The 18,465-nt window shown below is 71.2% G+C and carries 18 protein-coding genes, 1 tRNA gene and 1 pseudogene; 15 read left to right on the forward strand and 5 right to left on the reverse strand.

Annotated features, from left to right (window positions below):
- Positions 1–126: 126 nt before the first annotated feature.
- Both MRBLWH7_RS20235 and MRBLWH7_RS20240 read left to right on the forward strand, forming a co-directional pair.
- Positions 127–1,584 carry an ATP-binding protein gene (locus tag MRBLWH7_RS20235; protein ID WP_341997780.1) on the forward strand — a complete coding sequence of 486 codons (1,458 nt, stop codon included), beginning with the start codon at positions 127–129 and terminating at the stop codon, positions 1,582–1,584.
- The gene (locus MRBLWH7_RS20240; protein ID WP_341997782.1) at positions 1,581–2,264 is read left to right on the forward strand and encodes a response regulator transcription factor; all 684 of its coding nucleotides are present in this window, start codon (positions 1,581–1,583) and stop codon (positions 2,262–2,264) included. Before MRBLWH7_RS20235 ends, MRBLWH7_RS20240 begins: the two co-directional genes overlap by 4 nt.
- Positions 2,265–2,330: 66 nt before the next feature.
- On the opposite strand, the gene MRBLWH7_RS20245 is transcribed toward MRBLWH7_RS20240, so the two are convergent.
- Positions 2,331–2,798, reverse strand: a complete 468-nt coding sequence (locus MRBLWH7_RS20245; RefSeq protein WP_341997784.1) for a DNA modification methylase — start codon at positions 2,796–2,798, stop codon at positions 2,331–2,333.
- A gap of 145 nt (positions 2,799–2,943) precedes the next feature.
- On the opposite strand from MRBLWH7_RS20245, the gene MRBLWH7_RS20250 reads away from it, so the two are divergent.
- Entirely contained in the window at positions 2,944–3,426 is a 483-nt protein-coding gene (locus MRBLWH7_RS20250; RefSeq protein WP_045298114.1) for a CarD family transcriptional regulator, read from the forward strand.
- Positions 3,427–3,531: 105 nt separating this feature from the next.
- Positions 3,532–4,734, forward strand: a complete 1,203-nt coding sequence (ispD, locus tag MRBLWH7_RS20255) for a 2-C-methyl-D-erythritol 4-phosphate cytidylyltransferase (RefSeq protein WP_341997789.1) — start codon at positions 3,532–3,534, stop codon at positions 4,732–4,734.
- 21 nt (positions 4,735–4,755) lie between these two features.
- Here ispD and MRBLWH7_RS20260 read toward each other — a convergent pair whose 3' ends face one another.
- Entirely contained in the window at positions 4,756–5,223 is a 468-nt protein-coding gene (locus MRBLWH7_RS20260) for a GNAT family N-acetyltransferase (protein ID WP_341997791.1), read from the reverse strand.
- Between the two features lie 58 nt (positions 5,224–5,281).
- Positions 5,282–6,211 (reverse strand): EamA family transporter, encoded by a 930-nt coding sequence (locus tag MRBLWH7_RS20265; RefSeq protein WP_341997793.1) that lies wholly within the window; start codon positions 6,209–6,211, stop codon positions 5,282–5,284.
- Positions 6,212–6,296: 85 nt separating this feature from the next.
- Between MRBLWH7_RS20265 and cysS the strand changes: the two genes are divergently transcribed.
- The 3 genes from cysS to MRBLWH7_RS20280 are packed head-to-tail and all read left to right on the forward strand — an operon-like array spanning position 6,297 to position 9,416.
- Entirely contained in the window at positions 6,297–7,742 is a 1,446-nt protein-coding gene (cysS, locus tag MRBLWH7_RS20270; RefSeq protein ID WP_341997795.1) for a cysteine--tRNA ligase, read from the forward strand.
- A gap of 29 nt (positions 7,743–7,771) precedes the next feature.
- Complete coding sequence (gene rlmB, locus MRBLWH7_RS20275; protein WP_341997797.1) at positions 7,772–8,773, forward strand: 23S rRNA (guanosine(2251)-2'-O)-methyltransferase RlmB; 1,002 nt, start codon at positions 7,772–7,774, stop codon at positions 8,771–8,773.
- 1 nt (position 8,774) lies between these two features.
- Entirely contained in the window at positions 8,775–9,416 is a 642-nt protein-coding gene (locus MRBLWH7_RS20280) for an NAD(P)H-binding protein (RefSeq protein WP_341997799.1), read from the forward strand.
- Positions 9,417–9,426: 10 nt separating this feature from the next.
- Here the strand turns inward: MRBLWH7_RS20280 and MRBLWH7_RS20285 are convergent, their stop codons facing one another.
- Both MRBLWH7_RS20285 and ugpC read right to left on the reverse strand, forming a co-directional pair.
- Positions 9,427–10,734: a DUF4032 domain-containing protein gene (locus MRBLWH7_RS20285; RefSeq protein WP_341997801.1), complete on the reverse strand. Its 1,308-nt coding sequence runs from the start codon at positions 10,732–10,734 to the stop codon at positions 9,427–9,429.
- 74 nt (positions 10,735–10,808) lie between these two features.
- Positions 10,809–11,912 (reverse strand): sn-glycerol-3-phosphate ABC transporter ATP-binding protein UgpC, encoded by a 1,104-nt coding sequence (gene ugpC, locus MRBLWH7_RS20290; protein ID WP_341997803.1) that lies wholly within the window; start codon positions 11,910–11,912, stop codon positions 10,809–10,811.
- Between the two features lie 224 nt (positions 11,913–12,136).
- Between ugpC and MRBLWH7_RS20295 the strand changes: the two genes are divergently transcribed.
- The 8 genes and pseudogenes from MRBLWH7_RS20295 (at position 12,137) to bcp (ending at position 18,463) form a co-directional block, all read left to right on the forward strand.
- On the forward strand, positions 12,137–13,078 hold the full coding sequence (locus MRBLWH7_RS20295) for a thioredoxin domain-containing protein (RefSeq protein ID WP_341997804.1): 942 nt from the start codon (positions 12,137–12,139) through the stop codon (positions 13,076–13,078).
- 38 nt (positions 13,079–13,116) lie between these two features.
- Positions 13,117–13,192, forward strand: a tRNA-Thr gene (locus tag MRBLWH7_RS20300).
- 66 nt (positions 13,193–13,258) lie between these two features.
- Positions 13,259–14,215, forward strand: coding sequence for a DMT family transporter (locus tag MRBLWH7_RS20305; RefSeq protein WP_341997806.1), 957 nt, complete (start codon positions 13,259–13,261; stop codon positions 14,213–14,215).
- Between the two features lie 132 nt (positions 14,216–14,347).
- Positions 14,348–15,628 (forward strand): aldolase/citrate lyase family protein, encoded by a 1,281-nt coding sequence (locus MRBLWH7_RS20310; protein WP_342002159.1) that lies wholly within the window; start codon positions 14,348–14,350, stop codon positions 15,626–15,628.
- The gene (locus MRBLWH7_RS20315) at positions 15,625–16,437 is read left to right on the forward strand and encodes a bifunctional allantoicase/(S)-ureidoglycine aminohydrolase (RefSeq protein WP_341997808.1); all 813 of its coding nucleotides are present in this window, start codon (positions 15,625–15,627) and stop codon (positions 16,435–16,437) included. The genes MRBLWH7_RS20310 and MRBLWH7_RS20315 overlap by 4 nt, the downstream gene beginning before the upstream one ends.
- Before the next feature lie 80 nt (positions 16,438–16,517).
- Positions 16,518–16,980, forward strand: a pseudogene (locus MRBLWH7_RS20320) (amidohydrolase family protein); the annotation flags it as partial.
- Positions 16,981–17,036: 56 nt separating this feature from the next.
- Complete coding sequence (locus MRBLWH7_RS20325; protein WP_341997810.1) at positions 17,037–17,951, forward strand: aldolase/citrate lyase family protein; 915 nt, start codon at positions 17,037–17,039, stop codon at positions 17,949–17,951.
- Between the two features lie 38 nt (positions 17,952–17,989).
- Complete coding sequence (gene bcp / locus MRBLWH7_RS20330; RefSeq protein WP_341997812.1) at positions 17,990–18,463, forward strand: thioredoxin-dependent thiol peroxidase; 474 nt, start codon at positions 17,990–17,992, stop codon at positions 18,461–18,463.
- The last annotated feature ends 2 nt before the right edge of the window (positions 18,464–18,465 follow it).

The following is an 18,465-nucleotide window of genomic DNA, read 5'->3' on the forward strand; positions in this document are numbered from 1 at the left end:
CGCCCGGCTGATTGTCGTCAGGGAAGGTTAACGGATGGTGCTCCCGTGGTGAACAGTACGGGGCGTCGGGGCCTGCGGCGGGGTCACGGTCCGTTCTCGCGTCCGGCGTGCACCTACGCTTGAGGCATGGACACGACGCAGCTCGCGCTGCTCGCCCTCCTGGCGGGGATCATCATCGGCGGTTCGATCTCCGTCGTCGTCGTCGCGTCGATGCGGGCGCGCGACCGGGCGCACGCGCAGACGTCGGTCGAGATCCCCGACGGGGTACGCGGCGTCCTTCACGGAATGGACGATCCGGCGGTCGTGGTCGACGCATCGTTCACGGTCCTCGCGGCGTCCTCGGCGGCGGCGGCGTTCGATCTGCTCGAGGGCGGCACGCTGCCGACCGACGAGCTGCGCACCCTCGCTCGCCGCGTGCGCACCGGCGACGCGGCGATCGCCGAGACGAGCGCGACCGAGACGATGCGGTTGCGCCGCGGTGCTCCGCCGGCCGAGCCTCGACTCGTGGCGGTGCGCGCGTCGCGCATCTCGCCCAAGCTCACCCTCCTCGTTCTGCGCGACATCTCCGAGCGCGAGCGGGTGGAGGAGATGCGGCGCGACTTCGTGGCGAACACGAGCCACGAGCTGAAGACCCCCGTCGGTGCGGTGAGCCTGCTGGCCGAGGCGATCGAGTCGGCGGCCGACGACCCGCCGCAGGTGCGCATCTTCGCGACGCGGCTGCAGAGTGAGGCGAACCGGCTCGCGCTGCTGACCTCCCGCATCATGAACCTTTCGCGGCTGCAGGCCGCTGACGAGCTTCCGCAGCGGGACGTCTCGATCGACGAGGTCGTGGCATCGGCCCTCGACGCCCACGCGATCCAGGCCGACTCCGCCGGCGTCGAGGTGGTGCGCGGTGGGGCACGCGGCCTCTACGTGCACGGCGACGCCCAGGTGCTGAGCGAAGCCGTCGGCAACCTCATCGCGAACGCCATCGCCTACTCGCCGCGAGGCTCGAGCGTGGGCGTCGGCATCAAGGCAGCGGACCGGATCGTCGAGATCGCCGTGACCGATCGCGGCATCGGCATCGCCGAGGGAGAGCAGGACCGGGTCTTCGAGCGCTTCTACCGATCCGACCCCGCACGCGCACGCCGCACCGGCGGCAGCGGCCTGGGCCTGTCGATCGTCAAGCACGCGGTGCAGCGGCACGGCGGCGAGGTGCGTCTCTGGTCGCGCCCGGGCCGCGGATCCACCTTCACGATCCGCCTGCCGCAGATCGACGCACCCGCCCTCGAGCCGGCACCCAAGCGCGGGCGCAAGAAGAAGCGGCCCGCAGCGGCCGAAGGCGGCACCGAGGCGGCTGAGGCCGCGGTCGAGGCGCCCGCCGCTCGGGTTGAAGCACCACCCCCCGCTCCGGTCGAGACGCCCGCCGCTCCGGCGCCCCCGGCCCCGGCCGACGCCGATCCGGCGGCGAAGCGCCGACCGGCGCGTGCGACCAGGCCCGCCGCAGTCACGCCCGCCGCTGCCGAGTCCGCCGCAGCCCAGACTTCCGTCGGCCCCGCCGGCGGCAAGAACACCGCATCCGTCGCGAATGGAGACCCCGCATGACCCGCGTCCTGATCGTCGAGGACGAGCCAGACCTCGCCGACCCGCTCGCCTATCTCCTCCGCCGTGAGGGCTACGAGGTCGAGATCGCCGAGGACGGCCCGACCGCGCTGTCCGCGTTCCGCGAGCGCGGTGCCGACATCGTGCTGCTCGACCTGATGCTGCCCGGGATGCCGGGCACCGAGGTGTGCCGCCAGATCCGGATCAGCTCCGCGGTGCCGATCATCATGCTCACCGCCAAGGATTCCGAAGTCGACATCGTGGTGGGCCTCGAGCTCGGCGCGGACGACTACGTCACGAAGCCGTACTCCGCACGCGAGCTGCTCGCGCGCATGCGTGCGGTGCTGCGGCGGTTCTCGCAGATCGACGCCGACCTCGAGGACCGCGTGCTGGAGGGCGGTCGCGTCGTGCTCGACATCGACCGCCACACGGTCGCAGTCGAGGGCGGCGAGATCAACATGCCGCTCAAGGAATTCGAGCTGCTCGAGGTTCTCATGCGCAACGCCGGACGCGTGCTCACGCGCGGCCAGCTCATCGACCGGGTGTGGGGGAGCGACTACTTCGGAGACACGAAGACGCTCGACGTCCACATCAAGCGCATCCGCTCCCGCATCGAGAAGAACCCGGGCTCCCCGGAGATGCTGGTCACCGTGCGCGGGCTCGGCTACCGCTTCGAAGGCTGAGGCACCGCACAGAGACGAAGAGGGCGCCCCACGAGGGGCGCCCTCTTCGTGTCACTGCGACGGCGCTCAGGGAGCGAGCGGCGCGAGGTAGTCGAGAGTGCCGTCCAGCACGGGCACGGAGACGATCGCGCCTTCGGAGTCGCCGGACTGGAAGAAGGTGGTGACGTCGGTACCGGGGAGGGCGTCGAGGTCTTCGACGAGCAGCGGTTCGTCCTCGTCGGAGCCGAGGCTCACCGTCGTGTTGGCCGGCACGCGAACAGTGAGCGTGGGGCCGCCCTCGCCGAACTCGACGTTGAGGGTGTGCGAGTCCTCTGTCTGGTTGACCAGCGCAGCGACGAAGTTGCCCTCCGAGCCGTCCTCGTTCGCGACGATCTGCGCGTTGCGCACCTCGACGGGGCCGGCGTCGTAAACGTTCGTGCCCTCCGCCGCCGAGTAGGAGATCGTGGTCGCCTGCGGCGAGATCATGCTGCACCCGGTCGTCGTGAGGACGAGTGCGCCCCCGATGGCCAGCGACGCGATGAGGCGGCGGTTCACGGATCCTCCATAAGACGGATGACGGTTCTCCAGCATTCTAGGGGCTCGTGATCGACCGCGCGGAGCACCGCCCGGGCCCGGGGGCGGAGAACCTTAGCGTATTTCGCCTGTGGTATCCTGGAGGTTGCCGAAAGGACATAACTCCATGCTTTTTGAGGTTGGCGAGACGGTCGTCTACCCCCACCACGGGGCGGCAACGATCATCGAGGTCAAAGACCGGATCATCAAGGGCGAGACGAAGAAGTACCTGAAGCTGAACGTCACGCAGGGTGATCTCATCATCGAAGTCCCCGCAGAGAACGTCGACCTGGTCGGCGTCCGAGACGTCATCGGCAAGGAGGGCCTCGACAAGGTCTTCGAGGTGCTGCGCGCTCCCTTCACCGAGGAGCCGACCAACTGGTCGCGCCGCTACAAGGCGAACCTCGAGAAGCTCGCCTCCGGTGACGTCATCAAGGTCAGCGAGGTCGTGCGGGACCTGTGGCGCCGCGATCAGGACCGCGGCCTGTCGGCCGGAGAGAAGCGCATGCTCGCCAAGGCGAAGCAGATTCTGATCTCCGAGCTCGCTCTGGCCGAGAAGACCGACGAGGAGAAGGCCAGCGTTCTTCTCGACGAGGTCCTCGCGAGCTGAGACTCCTGGAACGGCGCCCCCACGGGGCGCCGTTCTGCTGTGTGCGGGGTTCTGCAGGGGTCGGCCCCGCACGGCGCCGGCCGTCGATCGCGATAGCGTGAACGGGTGAGCATCACTCCCGTGCCGCGCGTCGGCGTCATCGTCGTGGCCGCCGGATCGGGCACCCGTCTGGGCGCCGGAGCGCCGAAGGCGTTCGTCGGCATCGACGGGAGCAGCATCCTGCGCCATGCGCTCGAGGGCGTGTTCGCCGCTCCGCTCGCGCAGGTCGTGATCGTCGCCCCCGCGGGGCGCGAGGGCGACGCGATCAGCGAGGCGCTGGCCACCGCGGGGGACCGGCGAGACCTCGTGTCGGTCGTCGCAGGCGGGGAAACCCGGCAGGCCTCCGTGGCCGCGGGGCTCGCGGCGCTCTGGGCGGACGTCGAGGTCGTGCTCGTGCACGACGCCGCGCGCGCCCTCACTCCCGCAGAGGTCTTCGAGCGCGTGATCGCCGCGATCGACGGCGGCGCGGCGGGCGCCATCCCGGTGCTCCCCGTGATCGACACGATCAAGCGTGTCGCGGGCGACGAGATCGTCGCCGCGGTCGACCGTGCGGAACTCGCTGCCGCGCAGACGCCTCAGGGCTTCCGGCGAGACGTGCTCGATGAGGCATATGATGCCGCCCTCGCCGACTTCACCGACGACGCCGCCTTGGTTGCCGAGGCCGGGCATGCGGTAGCCGCCGTGCCGGGGCATCCCCTCGCCTTCAAGATCACCACCCCCGCGGACCTCGATCGCGCCCGCCACCTGATCGCCGAGCCCGCGCCGCACGTCGCTGCCCACCTCGGCAACGTGCCGGCGCTCCCGCGGGTCGGCGTCGGCACCGACGTGCACGCGTTCGGCGGTGAGGGCACGCTGTGGCTCGCGGGGCTCGAGTGGCCCGGCGAGGCGCCGCTGTCAGGACATTCCGACGGGGACGCCGTCGCCCATGCGATCGTCGACGCGCTTCTCGCGGCCGCGGGGCTCGGCGACATCGGCACGCACTTCGGCACGGATCACCCCGAGTACTCCGGGGCGCACGCCGACGCGTTCCTCACGCGAACGGTCGCACTCCTCGGGGAAGCGGGCTGGCGCGTCGGCAACGTGTCGGTGCAGGTACAGGCCAATCGCCCGCGCTTGTCCGCACGCCGCATCGAGGCCGAACGCGCCCTGTCCGACGCACTCGGCGGTGCGGCGGTGTCGGTGTCGGCGACGACCACCGACGGCCTCGGATTCACCGGACAGGGCGAAGGCGTTTCGGCGTTCGCCGTCGCCCTCGTCGTGCCTGCCTGAGAAGCACCGTCGCGGCGGGCGTCAGAGTGCGCGGGTCATGAACACCGAGAACGGGTCGAGCACGTAGTCCCCGAACGGACCGCAGACGACGAAGCCCTCGCTCTCGTACAAGCGCTGCGCGGGGACGAAGTCCTCGGTGGTGCCCGTCTCGAGCCACAGGCTCGACATGCCGCGCTGCCGCGCGTCCTCCACGATATGGCGCAGCAGCGCGCGGCCGACGCCGGCGCCCCGGAACCGGTCGTCGGCACGCATCGACTTGATCTCGCCTCGGTCGGGGTCGAGTGCCTTCAGGGCGCCGACGCCCGCGAGCTCTCCGTCGACCCACGCGGTCCACACCGAGAGGGACGGATCCCGCAGCGCATCGATGTCGAGCGCGTGCACGCTCTCGGGGGGAGAGCTGTCGTGCATCCCTGCGAGGTGCAGGGCGATGAGGCGGCGGGTGGCTTCGCCGGTCAGGTCGTCGGGGCGGATCTCGATGGTGCGCTGCATGTCGCGCCCAGTGTGCCATGGGCCGGTTTCGGCCGTGTTTCCGGCCGCGGGCCGGGTTTCACGCCTCGACGGCGTAGGGAGCGGGGTCGCGCGGCGCGCGGGATCCCCACGCAAGGAGCGCCAGCCCCGCGGCGAGGACCACGAGTCCGACGATGGCGATCGCCGACAGTCGCTCGCCGAGCACCACGATGCCGAGCACGCTCGCGGTCAGCGGCTCGCCGAGGGTGAGGGTCGCGGCGGTGGCCGCCGTGAGCCCGCTGAGTCCCCACGTGAACAGCACGTAGGCGATCGAGACGGTGGCGAGGCCCAGCCAGAGCGTCATCACCACGCCCGGCGTGGTGCCGAGCCACGCCACGTCGACGAAGGGGAGCGCGAGCGCGCAGATCGCCGCGGAGCTCGCGCCCATGGCGCCGACGACGGTGAAGTGATCCCAGCCATCGTCGAGGAGACGCCGCTGCGCATTGGCGATGACGGCGAACGACGCACCCGCGCCCACCGATCCGGCGATGCCCAGGGGGTCCGTTCCGCCGCCCGTGCCCGCCCCGCCGCCGAACCCGAGCAGCACGACGCCGATCGTCGCGAGAGCGGTCGCGCCCATCCACGCGAGTGTCGGCATCCGTCGCGTCAGCGCCCATTCGAGCAGGCCCGCGAGAATCGGTGCGGAGCCGAGGGCGACGACCGTGCCGACTGCGACGCCGTTGCGCGACGTGCCGAGGAAGAACAGCGGCTGGTACAGCGCGAGGCACGCGCCCGTCAGCACCATGAGCAGGACGGGCCGCAGGCCCCACCGCGGACGCACTGCGCCGGCGGGGAGGCGCCGCTGGTGGCCGGCGGCGAGCGAGAACGCGATGATCGCGAGCCCGGTGCCGCCGATCACCATGCGCATGACGCCGATCGACAGGGGAGTGGTGCCCTCGGGGCCGAGCGCCTGCGAGGTGCCGGTCGTGCCGAACAGCAGCGCGGCGGCGAGGACGGCGAGCACATGCACCCTACTGTTCTATCCCGACTCGGCGCCTGCGCCCGTCCACCCGTCTCTCAGGGGTCGTCCCGGTGCCCGCCGGTAGGCTGGTGCGGTGACGGTTCAGCTGTACGACACCAAGGCGCAGACCCTGCGCGATTTCGTGCCCCTCGACCCCGGAAACGTCACGATCTACGTGTGCGGTCCGACCGTTCAGTCCGGCCCTCACATCGGGCACCTGCGGGGCGCGCTGAGCTTCGACATCCTCCGACGATGGCTCACCCATCGGTACGGCCGCGTCACCTTCGTGCGCAACGTCACCGACATCGACGACAAGGTGCTCGCGAACGCGACCGACGGCGAGCCGTGGTGGGCGCTCGCGTACCGCATGGAGCTCGAGTTCACCCGCGCCTACACCGCGATCGGCATCCTCCCGCCGACGTACGAGCCGCGCGCGACGGCGTCGATCCCGCAGATGCAGGAGCTCATCCAGCGGCTCATCGAGGCGGGTCACGCATATGCCGCGCCGGAGGGAACGGATGCCGCGGGCGACGTATACTTCGATGTCCGGTCCTGGGCGGACTACGGGTCGCTCACGAACCAGTCGATCGACGCGATGGAGCCGGCCGCCGACGCCGACCCGCGCGGCAAGCGCGACCCCCGCGACTTCGCGCTCTGGAAGGGCGCCAAACCCGACGAGCCGGCATCGGCCACGTGGGCATCGCCGTGGGGCGCCGGGCGCCCCGGCTGGCACATCGAGTGCTCTGCGATGGCGCGGCGCTACCTCGGTGCCGACTTCGACATCCACGGCGGCGGGCTCGACCTCCGCTTCCCCCATCACGAGAACGAGCTCGCGCAGTCCACCGCGGCCGGCGACGGCTTCGCGCGGTACTGGGTGCACAACGGCCTCGTGACGGTCGGCGCGCAGAAGATGTCGAAGTCGCTGTTCAACTTCGTCCTCGCCGAGGACCTGCTCCGCGAGCGCGACGCTCTCGTGGTGCGCTACGCGCTCGCATCGGCGCACTACCGGTCCAGTCTCGACATCACGACGTCGACATTCGACGAGGCCGAGGCGGCGCTCGAGCGCATCCGCACCTTCCTCGAGCGCGCGATCCGCATGTTGCGCGGAGCGGAGGATGTGAGGGTGGATGCCACGGTCCCGGCCGCGTTCGCCGCGGCTCTGGACGACGACCTCGGCGTGCCCCAGGCGCTCGCGGTGCTGCACGAGACCGTACGCGACGGCAACACCGCGCTGGACGCGGGCGACCGCGCCGGCGCGCTGCGTGCATTCGCCGACGTCGCCGTGATGGCGGGCGTGCTCGGCATCGACCCCCTTGATCCGCACTGGCGGTCCACGAACGCCTCGGCCGAGGCATCCGCTCTCGATGCACTGGTGCAGACCATGATCGCCCAGCGCGCCGACGCGCGCGCAGCCAAGGACTGGGCGGCCGCCGACCGCATCCGCGACGCGATCGCGGCGGCCGGCATCGCCCTCGAAGACGGTCCCGACGGGACGCACTGGAGTGTCGCCGACGCTCCTCGTCCGGTGGAGAGCAACTGACGGGCCGCGGCCCGCACGAAGGAGAACTGATGGCAAAGCCAGGACGCCCCGGCGCCAGCAAGAGCAGCAAGAAGGGCCCCACCAAGGGCACCGGCGGCAAGAACAAGCGGTCCCTCGAGGGTCGCGGGCCGACGCCCAAGGCGGAGGACCGCGCGTGGCACCCGGCCGGCAAGCGCAAGGCCGCCGCTGAGCGGTACGCGGCGGCCGGCGGCAAAGGAAAGCCCGGGCAGCCCGCGCCCCGCACGTCGCGCCCGGCGAAGAAGGACGACGACACCGAGACGGTCACCGGCCGCAATTCGGTGCTCGAGGCGCTGCGCGCCAAGATCCCCGCGACGGCGTTCTACATCGCGCAGCGCGTCGAGATGGATGACCGGGTCAAAGAGATGCTGGCGATCGCCACGCACCGTGACATCCCGGTGCTCGAGGTGACGCGTCCCGAACTCGACCGCATGGCCGGCTTCGACGGCGTGCACCAGGGCGTCGCGCTCAAGGTGCCGCCGTACGAGTACGGCCACCCGCAGGATCTGCTCGAGCAGGTGATCGAGTCGGGTCAGACCCCGCTGTTCGTCGCGCTCGACGGCATCACCGACCCGCGCAACCTGGGCGCGATCCTCCGCTCGACCGCCGCCTTCGGCGGCCAGGCGGTCATCGTGCCGCAACGCCGCTCGGCCAGCGTCAACTCGGCCGCGTGGAAGACGAGTGCGGGCGCGGCGGCGCGCGTGCCCGTCGCCCTCGCGTCGAACCTCACGGCGATGCTCAAGGACTTCAAGAAGCAGGGCGTGTTCGTGCTCGGCCTCGACGGCGGCGGTGACGTGTCGCTTCCGGAGCTTCAGCTCGCCGATCGCCCCGTCGTGATCGTCGTCGGCTCGGAGGGCAAGGGTCTCTCGCGCCTGGTGACGGAGACGTGCGACCAGATCGTGTCGATCCCGATCTCGTCGGCGACGGAGTCGCTCAACGCCGGGATCGCGGCATCCGTCGCCCTGTACCAGGTGTCGACATCGCGGGCCCAGGGCGCCGCGGGAGGGAAGTGACATGGCACGCATCGCCGTCATCGGAGGCTCGGGGTACGCCGGCCGTCACATCGTCGCCGAGGCGGTGAGCCGGGGGCACAACGTGCTGTCGATCGCCCGCCGCCTCCCCGCCGAGCGCCACGAGGGGGCACTCTACGTGGAGGGCTCGCTCACGGACGTCCCCGACCTCCTCGCGCAGATCGAGGGCGTCGACGTCGTCGTCTCGGCCGTCGCACCGCGCGGCGAGATGCAGGGCCTGGTGCGGCCGAACATCGCTGCGCTCGCCTCGCTCCTGCCTGAAGGGGTCCGCCTGGGAGTGATCGGCGGAGCCGGCGGCAGCCTCGTCACAGAAGACGGCGAGCGGGTCGTCGACCTTCCCTCCTTCTCCGAGGACTACAAGGCGGAGGCGCTCGAGGCGATCGGCGTTCTGGACGACCTCAAGGAGGCGCCCGAGTCGCTGGACTGGTTCTACATCCACCCGGCCGGCGGCTTCGGAGCGTACAACCCGGGGGAGCGGACCGGCGAGTATCGCACCGGCGGCGACGTGATCGTCACCGACGCCGAGGGCGAGTCATACATCTCCGGCGAGGACCTCGCGGTGGCGATCGTCGACGAGATCGAGAACCCGCAGCACCCCCGCAAGCGGTTCACCGTCGGGTACTGACGAGCCGGGGTCAGACCAGGTCGCGCCAGTCGATGTCGTCCTCGTCGTCGTCGATCACGGGGTTGGGCGACGTGATGATCGAGAGCGACACGGTCTCGGTCGGGGGTCCCATGAGGGTCGCCTCGTCGCGGCGGTGGCGGAGCACGTTGTCGACGTAGCTCGTCAGCGCCTCGGCGATGGGCACCGACTTGCCCTTGGCTTGCGACAGGTACCAGCGGTGCTCGAGCAGCTGGTGGAACACCTCGGCCGGCTCGAGCTTCGAGCGCAGGTCCCACGGGATCGCCTTGACGACCGGCTCGAAAACCCGGGTGAGCCACTCGTGGGCGACCATCTCCTCGTCGTCGCCCAGGCGCGAGATGCGCACGCGGTACTCGTCGAGGTCGTTGAGCAGGCGCCGCGCCTGGTTCTCCTCGACGTCGAGGCCCGTGAGACGCAGCAGGCGCCGCTGGTGGTGGCCGGCGTCGACGACCTTCGGCTGGATCGACACGCGGGTTCCGTCGGTGGTGGCCTGGATCGACATCTCGCCGATGTCGAACCCGAGGTCGTTCAGCCGCTGCACGCGCTCGGTGAGCCGGTACGCCTCGTCGGCGCGGAACGTCTCCTCGTCGGTGAGCGCGGCCCACAGCGAGTGGTACGACGACACGATCCCGTCGGCGATCGCGATGGCGTCGACGCCGCCCTCGAGGCGTCCGCCGGCTTCGAGGTCCATGATCTCGCCGGCGATGTTGGTGCGGGCGACGTCCAGGTCGTGCGCACGCTGGCCCGGCGTCAGGCCGCTCTCGTGCAGCTCCCCCGTCTCGGCGTCGACGAGGTAGGCGGCGAAGGCGCCCGCATCGCGACGGAACAGCGTGTTCGACAGCGACACGTCGCCCCAGAAGAACCCGACGTTGTGGAGGCGCACGAGGAGCAGCGCGAGCGCGTCGACGAGGCGCGTGGCGGTGTCGGGGCGCAGCACCTGCGTGAACAGCGCGCGGTAGGGGAGCGAGAACTTCAGGTGTGCGGTGACCAGAGCTGCCGGGAGAGGTTCGCCCGCGGCATCCGCTCGACCGGCGATCACGGCGACGCGCTCGACGCACGGCACATCTAGGCGGGCGAGGTTGCCGAGCATGTCGTACTCGCGTTGCGCCATCGCCTTCGTGGTCTCCTTGATGGCGACCACCCGGCCTGAGAGGTTGGCGAACCGCACCAGATGGCGCGATATGCCCTTCGGCAGGAACACGATGTGGCTCGACGGCCACTCACCGAGCGGCGTCGACCACGGCAGCGTCAGCAGTCCCGGATCGACGCTCGAGGCGGTGATGCTCAGGGCGTCAGGCACGGTCCCCTCCTGGAGAAACGAGCGACGGCGCGGGGGAAGAGTCTCCCACCCGCGCCGTCGCGAACGAATCAGCGTTACGCCGCAGCGATGGCCTTGTCGGTGAGGCGCTCGCCCGACTCGATGTCGAACACGTGGACGTGTCCGGGGACCGGGGCCAGCATGACCTTGTCTCCCGCAAGCGGGTGACGGCGGCCGTCGACGCGGGCGACGATGTCGGTGCGCTTGCCCGCGACATCGGCGTGACCGTACAGGTACCCGTCGGCGCCGAGCTCCTCGACCAGGTCGACGACGACCTCGAGGCCCTTGCCGTCGGCCGGAGCGACCTGGATGTCCTCGGGACGGACGCCGATGGTGACCTCGGAACCGTGCGCCTTGCCGAGCGTGTCGGCCTCGACGCCCACGACCGTGTCGCCGAAGCCCACGCCGCCCTCGGCGATGTGCGCCGGGAACAGGTTCATGGCCGGCGAGCCGATGAAGCCGGCGACGAACACGTTGTTCGGCTTCTCGTACAGGTCGCGCGGGGTGCCGACCTGCTGGAGCAGGCCGTCCTTGAGGACCGCGATGCGGTCGCCCATGGTGAGCGCCTCGGTCTGGTCGTGCGTGACGTAGACGGTGGTGACACCGAGACGGCGCTGCAGCGACGCGATCTGGGTGCGGGTCTGCACGCGGAGCTTGGCGTCGAGGTTCGACAGCGGCTCGTCCATGAGGAACACCTGCGGCTGACGGACGATCGCGCGGCCCATCGCGACGCGCTGACGCTGACCACCCGAGAGGGCCTTCGGCTTGCGGGTGAGGTACTGCTCGAGGTCGAGGAGCTTGGCGGCCTCGAGGACGCGTGCAGCGCGCTCCTCCTTGCCGACGCCGGCGATCTTGAGCGCGAAGCCCATGTTCTCGGCGACCGTCATGTGCGGGTACAGCGCGTAGTTCTGGAAGACCATCGCGATGTCGCGGTCCTTCGGGGGGACGTCGGTGACGTCGCGGTCGCCGATGAGGATGCGGCCGGCGTTGACCTCTTCGAGGCCGGCCAGCATGCGCAGCGACGTGGACTTTCCACAACCCGACGGGCCGACGAGAACGAGGAACTCCCCGTCACCGACCTCGAGGTTGAGCTTGTCGACGGCGGGGCGAGTGCCCCCGGGGTACAGACGAGTTGCGTTGTCAAACGTGACGGACGCCATGTTCTCTTCTCCTTCACCGGCAGGTACGTGCCGGACGATCCGTAGTGAGGAATGAGCGGGGGCTTACCCGCACGCCCGCCATCGGGCGCAAGGAACAGTATGACACGGCGCGCGCGGAGCTTGCGTCTGGGCATTTCCCAGGGTGGCTGACTAGCATCGTGGACGGCCGATTTCCCGTCTGGCCCCGCCGGATCACCGGCCCACTTTCCGCCCCGAGAGGTTCCATGTCGAGCGACGAGTCACAGAACGCCGCGCCCAGCGAGCGCCGCGACGCCGTGCGTGAGAAGGCGCAGCAGGTGAAGGCGCGCCAGTCCCGAGCGCGCCTGATCCGCCGCACGTCGCTCGTCGCCGTCGCGATCGCGTTCGTGGCGGTCATCGCCGTCGTGGTGTCCTGGACCGTCTCATCGAGCGCCTCGAAGCCGACCATGAGTCCCGCGAAGGGCGTCGACGGCGGGTTCGTCGTGACCGACGTCGCCGGAGCAGGCGTCGCCGCCGACCCCGGCGCCGGCGGCCTCGTCGAGGGCGAGGCGTCGACGACCCCCGAGACCGAGCCGACTCCCACCGCGACCCCGACGGAGGCGCCGGCGGTCGACATCCGGGTGTACGTCGACTACCTGTCGACGGGTTCGCGCGAATTCCAGCTCGCGAACATGAAGCAACTGTCAGAGTGGGTCGACGACGGCGCGGCGACGCTGACGTACTACCCGGTCGCCATGCTCACGGCGAAGTCGAACGGCACGAAGTACTCGCTGCGCGCCGCCGGCGCCGCCGCCTGCGTCGCCCAGCACGCGCCGGACTACTTCTTCGCCTTCAACGACGCGCTTCTGCGCCAGCAGCCCGAGGTCGACTCCGACGGTCTCACCGACACTCAGCTTGCGGACGTGGCGCAGGCGACGGGGCTCGACGGCCCGAAGGTCGTCCGCGCGTGCATCGAGGAGCAGTCGTACGCATCGTGGGCGAAGTCGGCGACCGAGCAGGCGCTCAAGGAACTCCCCGGCACCGACGGCGCCGCCCTCACCGGCACGCCGATGGTGCTGGTGAACGGCACGCAGTACGTCGGCGAGCTCGGCGACCCGAAGGAGTTCGCGCAGTTCGTGCTGACGATCGCGAGCGACGCGTACTACAAGGCCACGCCGACCCCCACGCCGACTCCGACGGCCCCCTGAACGGGTCCTCGCGCGGGCGCCGCTAGACTGGGCGCTCTGCCGACTTGGCGCAATTGGTAGCGCACCGTACTTGTAATACGGGGGTTACGGGTTCAAGTCCCGTAGTCGGCTCCAGATTCCCGGGACTCGCCGCCACCGGTCCGCGCCACGCGGTCGGCTCCAGCCCTCGGGCGGGAGAGGATGGATCGGGTGACCGCACGCCGCCTGCCCGTCTGGATCGGCCTCGGCGGCGCCGCGCTCATCGGCGTGCTCACGGCCGTGCAGGCGCGTGTCAACGGCCAGCTCGGCGTCCGCATCGGCGACGGGTTCGCCGCCGCCGTGATCTCGTTCGCTTCGGGGTTGCTCGTCCTCGTCGTGCTGTCGGCGGCGCTGCCGCAGGGGCGCCGTGGATTCGGCGCCCTGGTCTCGGGGCTGCGCGCCCGCAGCATCCCGATCTGGATGCTGTGCGGCGGCGTGGCCGGCGCGCTCTCGGTCGCTACCCAATCGCTCGCGGTCGGGATCATCGGCGTCGCATTGTTCACGGTGGGCGTCGTCGCCGGCCAGACGGTGAGCGGTCTGCTGCTGGATCGTGCCGGGATCGGCCCGGCGGGAATCGTCGCGGTGACCCCTGCCCGCCTCGTCGGCGGCGCGCTCGCGGTGCTCGCCGCGGGGGTCTCGCTCGCCGGAGGCGTGCATGCCCCGCCGGTGCTCCTCGTGCTGCCGTTCCTCGTCGGCGCGGGCATCGCGTGGCAGTCGGCGGTCAACGGCCGGCTGCGTCAGCGCGTCGGCACGCCCCTGACGGCGACCTTCGTCAACTTCATCGGCGGTACGGCGGTGCTCGGCGTCGCCGAACTCATCCACACCGCGATCGCCGGGCCGGCGACCTCGTTTCCCTCCGACCCGTGGCTGTACCTCGGCGGCGTGATCGGGGTGACCTACATCTTCCTGGCGGCGGCGCTCGTGCCCTACACCGGCGTCCTGCTCCTCGGCCTCGGCACGGTCGTGGGCCAGGTCGTCACCTCGGTGCTGATCGACGCGATCTGGCCGACCGAAGCCGCGCCGACGCTCGGCCCCTCCCTCCTCATGTCGACGCTCGCGATCCTGTCGGTGGTCGTGGCTGCCACGCCGTGGGGATGGATGCCGCGCCGCGGCCGCTGACGCCGGACCACGCGATTGCGCATCCCGCGTCGCGCCGCGGGATGGCATGCTGAGACCGTGCCGAAGGGGTCGCCGCCGCACCGCACCCTCCCGTCGCGCGCCGACGACGGCGCCCGACCGGAAGAGCGCGCGGTGACGGGACCGGTGGTGACGCCCGACGACCTCGCGGGCATCGACCGCCTCTTGGCACCCACCGACCGGCTCCTCGCCGACGGCTATCCGGGCGACGACGGCGCCCGGCAGCCCGTGCACACGGTCTACGTGTCGGCCGACCGATACGCCCCGGCCCTCCCGCGCGAGTGGGGCGCTGCGGCGCTCGCGGCCGTCGCCGTCCAGGGCGGTATGGACGCCGTCGTCCGGGACCTGGGCGTGCCCGATGAGTTCGCCCGCGATGTCTCAGCCCTCGTCGCGGCGAAGCTCGCGTCGGAGCCGATCGAAGACCTCCGCCTCGACCTGGAGGACGGCTATGGCGACCGCGGCGACGAGACGGAGGACGCCGACGTGCGCCGGGCGGCGGGGCTGCTCCTCGACGCTCTCGCGAGCGGCGAGGCGCCCGCGTTCTTCGGGATCCGCATCAAGGGGCTCGAGCGTGCGACGCGGGGACGCGGCATCCGTTCTCTCGATCTGTTCCTGGCGACGCTGCTGCACGCCGGCGATCTGCCCGACGGCCTCCGGCTCACCCTCCCGAAGGTGACCACGGTCGCGCAGATCGAGGCGATGGCGCGGCTCTGCGACCGCCTCGAGCAGCATCACGGGCTCCCGGCCGGGCGGCTGCGGTTCGAGATGCAGGTCGAGACGGCGCAGATCGTGCTCGGCGCGGACGGGACCTCGCCGCTGGCGAGGGCGATCCACGCCGCTGAGGGTCGCGTGAACGGGCTGCACTACGGCACCTACGACTACAGCGCCGCGTTGGGCATCGCCCCGGGATATCAGTCGCTGGACCACCCTGCGGCCGACCACGCCAAGAACGTCATGCAGGTGGCTGCGGCGCAGACCGGCGTGCGGCTGTCGGACGGCTCGACGAATATCCTCCCGGTCGGCGATGCCGACGCCGTGCGCGCGGCGTGGCGCCTCAGCGCCCGGCTCACGCGGCGGTCGCTGGAGCGCGGCTTCTTCCAGGGGTGGGACCTTCATCCGGCGCAGCTCGTGCCGCGCTTCGTGGCGAACGCCCGGTTCTACCGGGAGGGGTTCGCGGATGCCGCCATGCGCCTGCGCGCCTACGTGGGCCGTGCCGACGGCGGCGCGGTGCTCGACGAGCCCGCGACCGTCCGCGCGCTCTCGGCGTTCGTGGTCCGCGGCGTCGCCTGCGGTGCCCTCACCGAGGCCGAGCTGACGGATGCCGCGGGCCTGAACCTCGCCGCGCTGGCCACGCTCGCGCATCCGGCGTCCGTCAGGAGCGAGGAGAACGCATGAGCTACTACACGCCGCGAGGCGGACTGCCGCCGCAGACCGCACTCCTCACGGACCGGGCCGTCGTGAAGCAGGCGTACACGTTCATCCCGAAGGGAGCGCTGCGCGACATCGTGACGAGCAGCCTGCCCGGCTTCACGAACACTCGCTCGTGGATTCTCGCACGCCCGGTCGCGGGGTCGGCGACGACGTTCGCGCAGCTGATCGTCGAGATCGGCCCGGGGGGCGCAGCCGAGGCGCCCGAGCGCGAGACGAGCGTCGAGGGCGTCGTCTTCGTCACGGCGGGCGTGCTCGCGCTCACTCTCGACGGCGAGCGGCACGCGCTCGAGGCGGGCGGGTACGCGTTCCTCGCGCCGGGGGTGGACTGGTCCCTCGCCAACGAACACGGTGAGCCGACGACGTTCCACTGGATCCGCAAGGCCTACGAACCGGTCGACGGCATACCGGTGCCCGCGTCGTTCGTCACGCGCGAGCAGGACATCGAACCGCGCGCCATGCCCGACACCGACGGCGCGTGGGCGGCCACCCGCTTCGTCGATCCCGACGACCTCGCGCACGACATGCACGTCAACATCGTCACGTTCCAGCCCGGCGGGTCGATCCCGTTCGCCGAGACCCACGTCATGGAGCACGGCCTCTACGTCTTGCAGGGCAAGGCGGTGTACCGGCTCAACGAGGACTGGGTCGAGTGCGAGGCCGGCGACTACATGCTTCTCCGGGCCTTCTGCCCGCAGGCCTGCTACGCCGGCGGCCCCGAGCCGTTCCGGTACCTGCTCTACAAGGACGTCAACCGTCAGATCCGTCTCACCTGACGCCGGTGACCCCATGAGAGAACGGACCCACAGCACGACCTCGTCGTGCGCGGCCGGCGGGTGCCGACCGGCGGCGAACCCGCGATCGGCTCTGGGCGGGGCTCCTCGACGGCACGATCGACAGCATCGTCAGCGACCATTCGCCCGCGACCCTCGACCTTATCGACCTGGACCAGGGCGACTTCGGCGTCGCGTGGAGAGGCGTCTCGCCGCTCCAGCTCGGGCTGCCCATCGTCTGGACCGATGCCAGGCGACGAGGCATCTCCCGCGAGAAGGTGGTGGAATGGATGTCGGCGCGTCCGGCGGCCCTGGCAGGTTTCAACCGCAAGGGCAGGATCGCGCTCGGCTTCGACGCCGACCTGTCGGGTGTTCGCACCCGACGCCGGGTTCGTCGTCGACGTCGCCCGCCTGCACCACAAGAACCCGCTCTCGCCGTACGACGGCCGCGCCCTGACGGGCGTCGTCCGCGAGACCTTCCTGCGGGGTGAACGGGTCGACTTCGCCGAGCCCCGCGGTCGCCTGCTGCGCCGCGACGCGGCCTGAGCGCCGACACCGGCCGCCCCGGCCGGGTAGACGTGACGATACGGAAGAAGAGTGAGATGTCGGCAGATCCCTATGGCGGCGGCGCAGAGGTCCTCGACGCGGAGGACGACCTGCGGTCGCTGATCCCGTCGCGCCCCGCGCGCCACCGCGCGGTGGACCCATCGATCGCGCGTTCGTGGCTTCTCGTGCCGGGAACCCGCCCTGCGTCCTTCGACGACATGGCGGCGTCGCGTGCCGACGCCGTCGTGCTCGACATCGAGGACGCGGTCGACCCCCGCAACAAGCAGCAGGCGCGCCAGGACGTCGCCGACTGGCTCCGCGGCGGCGGCCGTGCGTGGGTCCGCGTCAACGACGCGCAGAGCCCGTTCTGGGCCGACGACCTCGCCGCCCTGGCGGGCATCCCGTCGCTCGAGGGCATCATGCTCGCCAAGACCGAATCGCCCGACCAGGTCACGAGCTCGTTCGACCGCCTCGGCGGCAGCGTGCCGGTCGTCGCCCTCGTCGAGTCGGCGCTGGGCATGGAGGATGCCGCCCACATCGCGCGCGCCCGCGGTGCGTTCCGCCTCGCGTTCGGCAGCGGCGACTTCCGTCGCGACACCGGCATGAGCGCGGATGCCGAGGCGATGGCCTACCCGCGCGCCCGACTCGTCGTCGCCAGCCGTGTGGGCAACCTGCCCGGGCCGATCGACGGCCCGACCGTGGGCAACAGCATGCCGACACTGCGCGACCACTCCGCCATCACGGTGTCGATGGGCATGACCGGAAAGCTGTGCCTCGCGGCCGAGCAGGCGCCCGTCATCAACGAGGTCATCTGCCCCACCCCGAGCGAGGTGCTGTGGGCGCTCGACTTCCTGGCCGATTTCGAGGGTCGCGGTCGCGTGGTCCGAGACGGCAGCGACTTGCCACGCCTCGGCCGGGCGCAGAAGATCGAGAAGCTGGCTCTCGCGTTCGGCGTGCACCCGACCTCGTGACCGGCTCCTCACGACGAACCATCGAAGGGACACGCGACATGGCAGACGAGCCGCAGCTGAACCAGGGCGACCGGAACCCCGGCTTCGCGCTTCCCGACTCCACCGGCGCGGTCGTGCGGCCCGAGGACTTCGCCGGCCGCCGTCTCGTCGTCTACTTCTACCCGGCCGCGTTCACGCCCGGCTGCACGACCGAGGCTTGCGACTTCCGAGACAATCTCGCGTCGCTGCAGGCGGCGGGAGTCGCCGTGGTCGGCGTCTCGCCCGACTCCGTCGAGCGCCTGGCGGAGTGGGCCGAGGCCGAGCAGCTGCAGTTCCCGCTCCTCTCGGACGAGGACCACGCCGTCGCCGAAGCCTGGGGCGCGTGGGGCACGAAGCTCGTGAACGGCGAACAGCGCGTGGGCCTCATCCGTTCGACCTTCGTGCTGGATCCCGACGGCACGGTGCAGTCCGCCGAGTACCGGGTGGATCCCCACGGCCACGTCGACCGCCTCCGCGCGCAGCTCGCCGCCTGAGT

The organism is Microbacterium sp. LWH7-1.2 (assembly GCF_038397755.1).
In the GTDB taxonomy this organism is placed as follows: Bacteria; Actinomycetota; Actinomycetes; order Actinomycetales; family Microbacteriaceae; genus Microbacterium.

Excerpts from the sequence above, each read along its gene's own strand:
- MRBLWH7_RS20305 (WP_341997806.1), top strand. The coding sequence starts at position 13,259 with ATGGATCGGGTGACCGCACGCCGCCTGCCCGTCTGGATCGGCCTCGGC.
- MRBLWH7_RS20235 (WP_341997780.1), top strand. The coding sequence starts at position 127 with ATGGACACGACGCAGCTCGCGCTGCTCGCCCTCCTGGCGGGGATCATC.
- ugpC (WP_341997803.1), bottom strand. The coding sequence starts at position 11,912 with ATGGCGTCCGTCACGTTTGACAACGCAACTCGTCTGTACCCCGGGGGC.
- MRBLWH7_RS20325 (WP_341997810.1), top strand. The coding sequence starts at position 17,037 with ATGTCGGCAGATCCCTATGGCGGCGGCGCAGAGGTCCTCGACGCGGAG.
- MRBLWH7_RS20260 (WP_341997791.1), bottom strand. The coding sequence starts at position 5,223 with ATGCAGCGCACCATCGAGATCCGCCCCGACGACCTGACCGGCGAAGCC.
- MRBLWH7_RS20240 (WP_341997782.1), top strand. The coding sequence starts at position 1,581 with ATGACCCGCGTCCTGATCGTCGAGGACGAGCCAGACCTCGCCGACCCG.
- MRBLWH7_RS20315 (WP_341997808.1), top strand. The coding sequence starts at position 15,625 with ATGAGCTACTACACGCCGCGAGGCGGACTGCCGCCGCAGACCGCACTC.
- bcp (WP_341997812.1), top strand. The coding sequence starts at position 17,990 with ATGGCAGACGAGCCGCAGCTGAACCAGGGCGACCGGAACCCCGGCTTC.
- MRBLWH7_RS20250 (WP_045298114.1), top strand. The coding sequence starts at position 2,944 with ATGCTTTTTGAGGTTGGCGAGACGGTCGTCTACCCCCACCACGGGGCG.
- MRBLWH7_RS20280 (WP_341997799.1), top strand. The coding sequence starts at position 8,775 with ATGGCACGCATCGCCGTCATCGGAGGCTCGGGGTACGCCGGCCGTCAC.
- rlmB (WP_341997797.1), top strand. The coding sequence starts at position 7,772 with ATGGCAAAGCCAGGACGCCCCGGCGCCAGCAAGAGCAGCAAGAAGGGC.
- MRBLWH7_RS20295 (WP_341997804.1), top strand. The coding sequence starts at position 12,137 with ATGTCGAGCGACGAGTCACAGAACGCCGCGCCCAGCGAGCGCCGCGAC.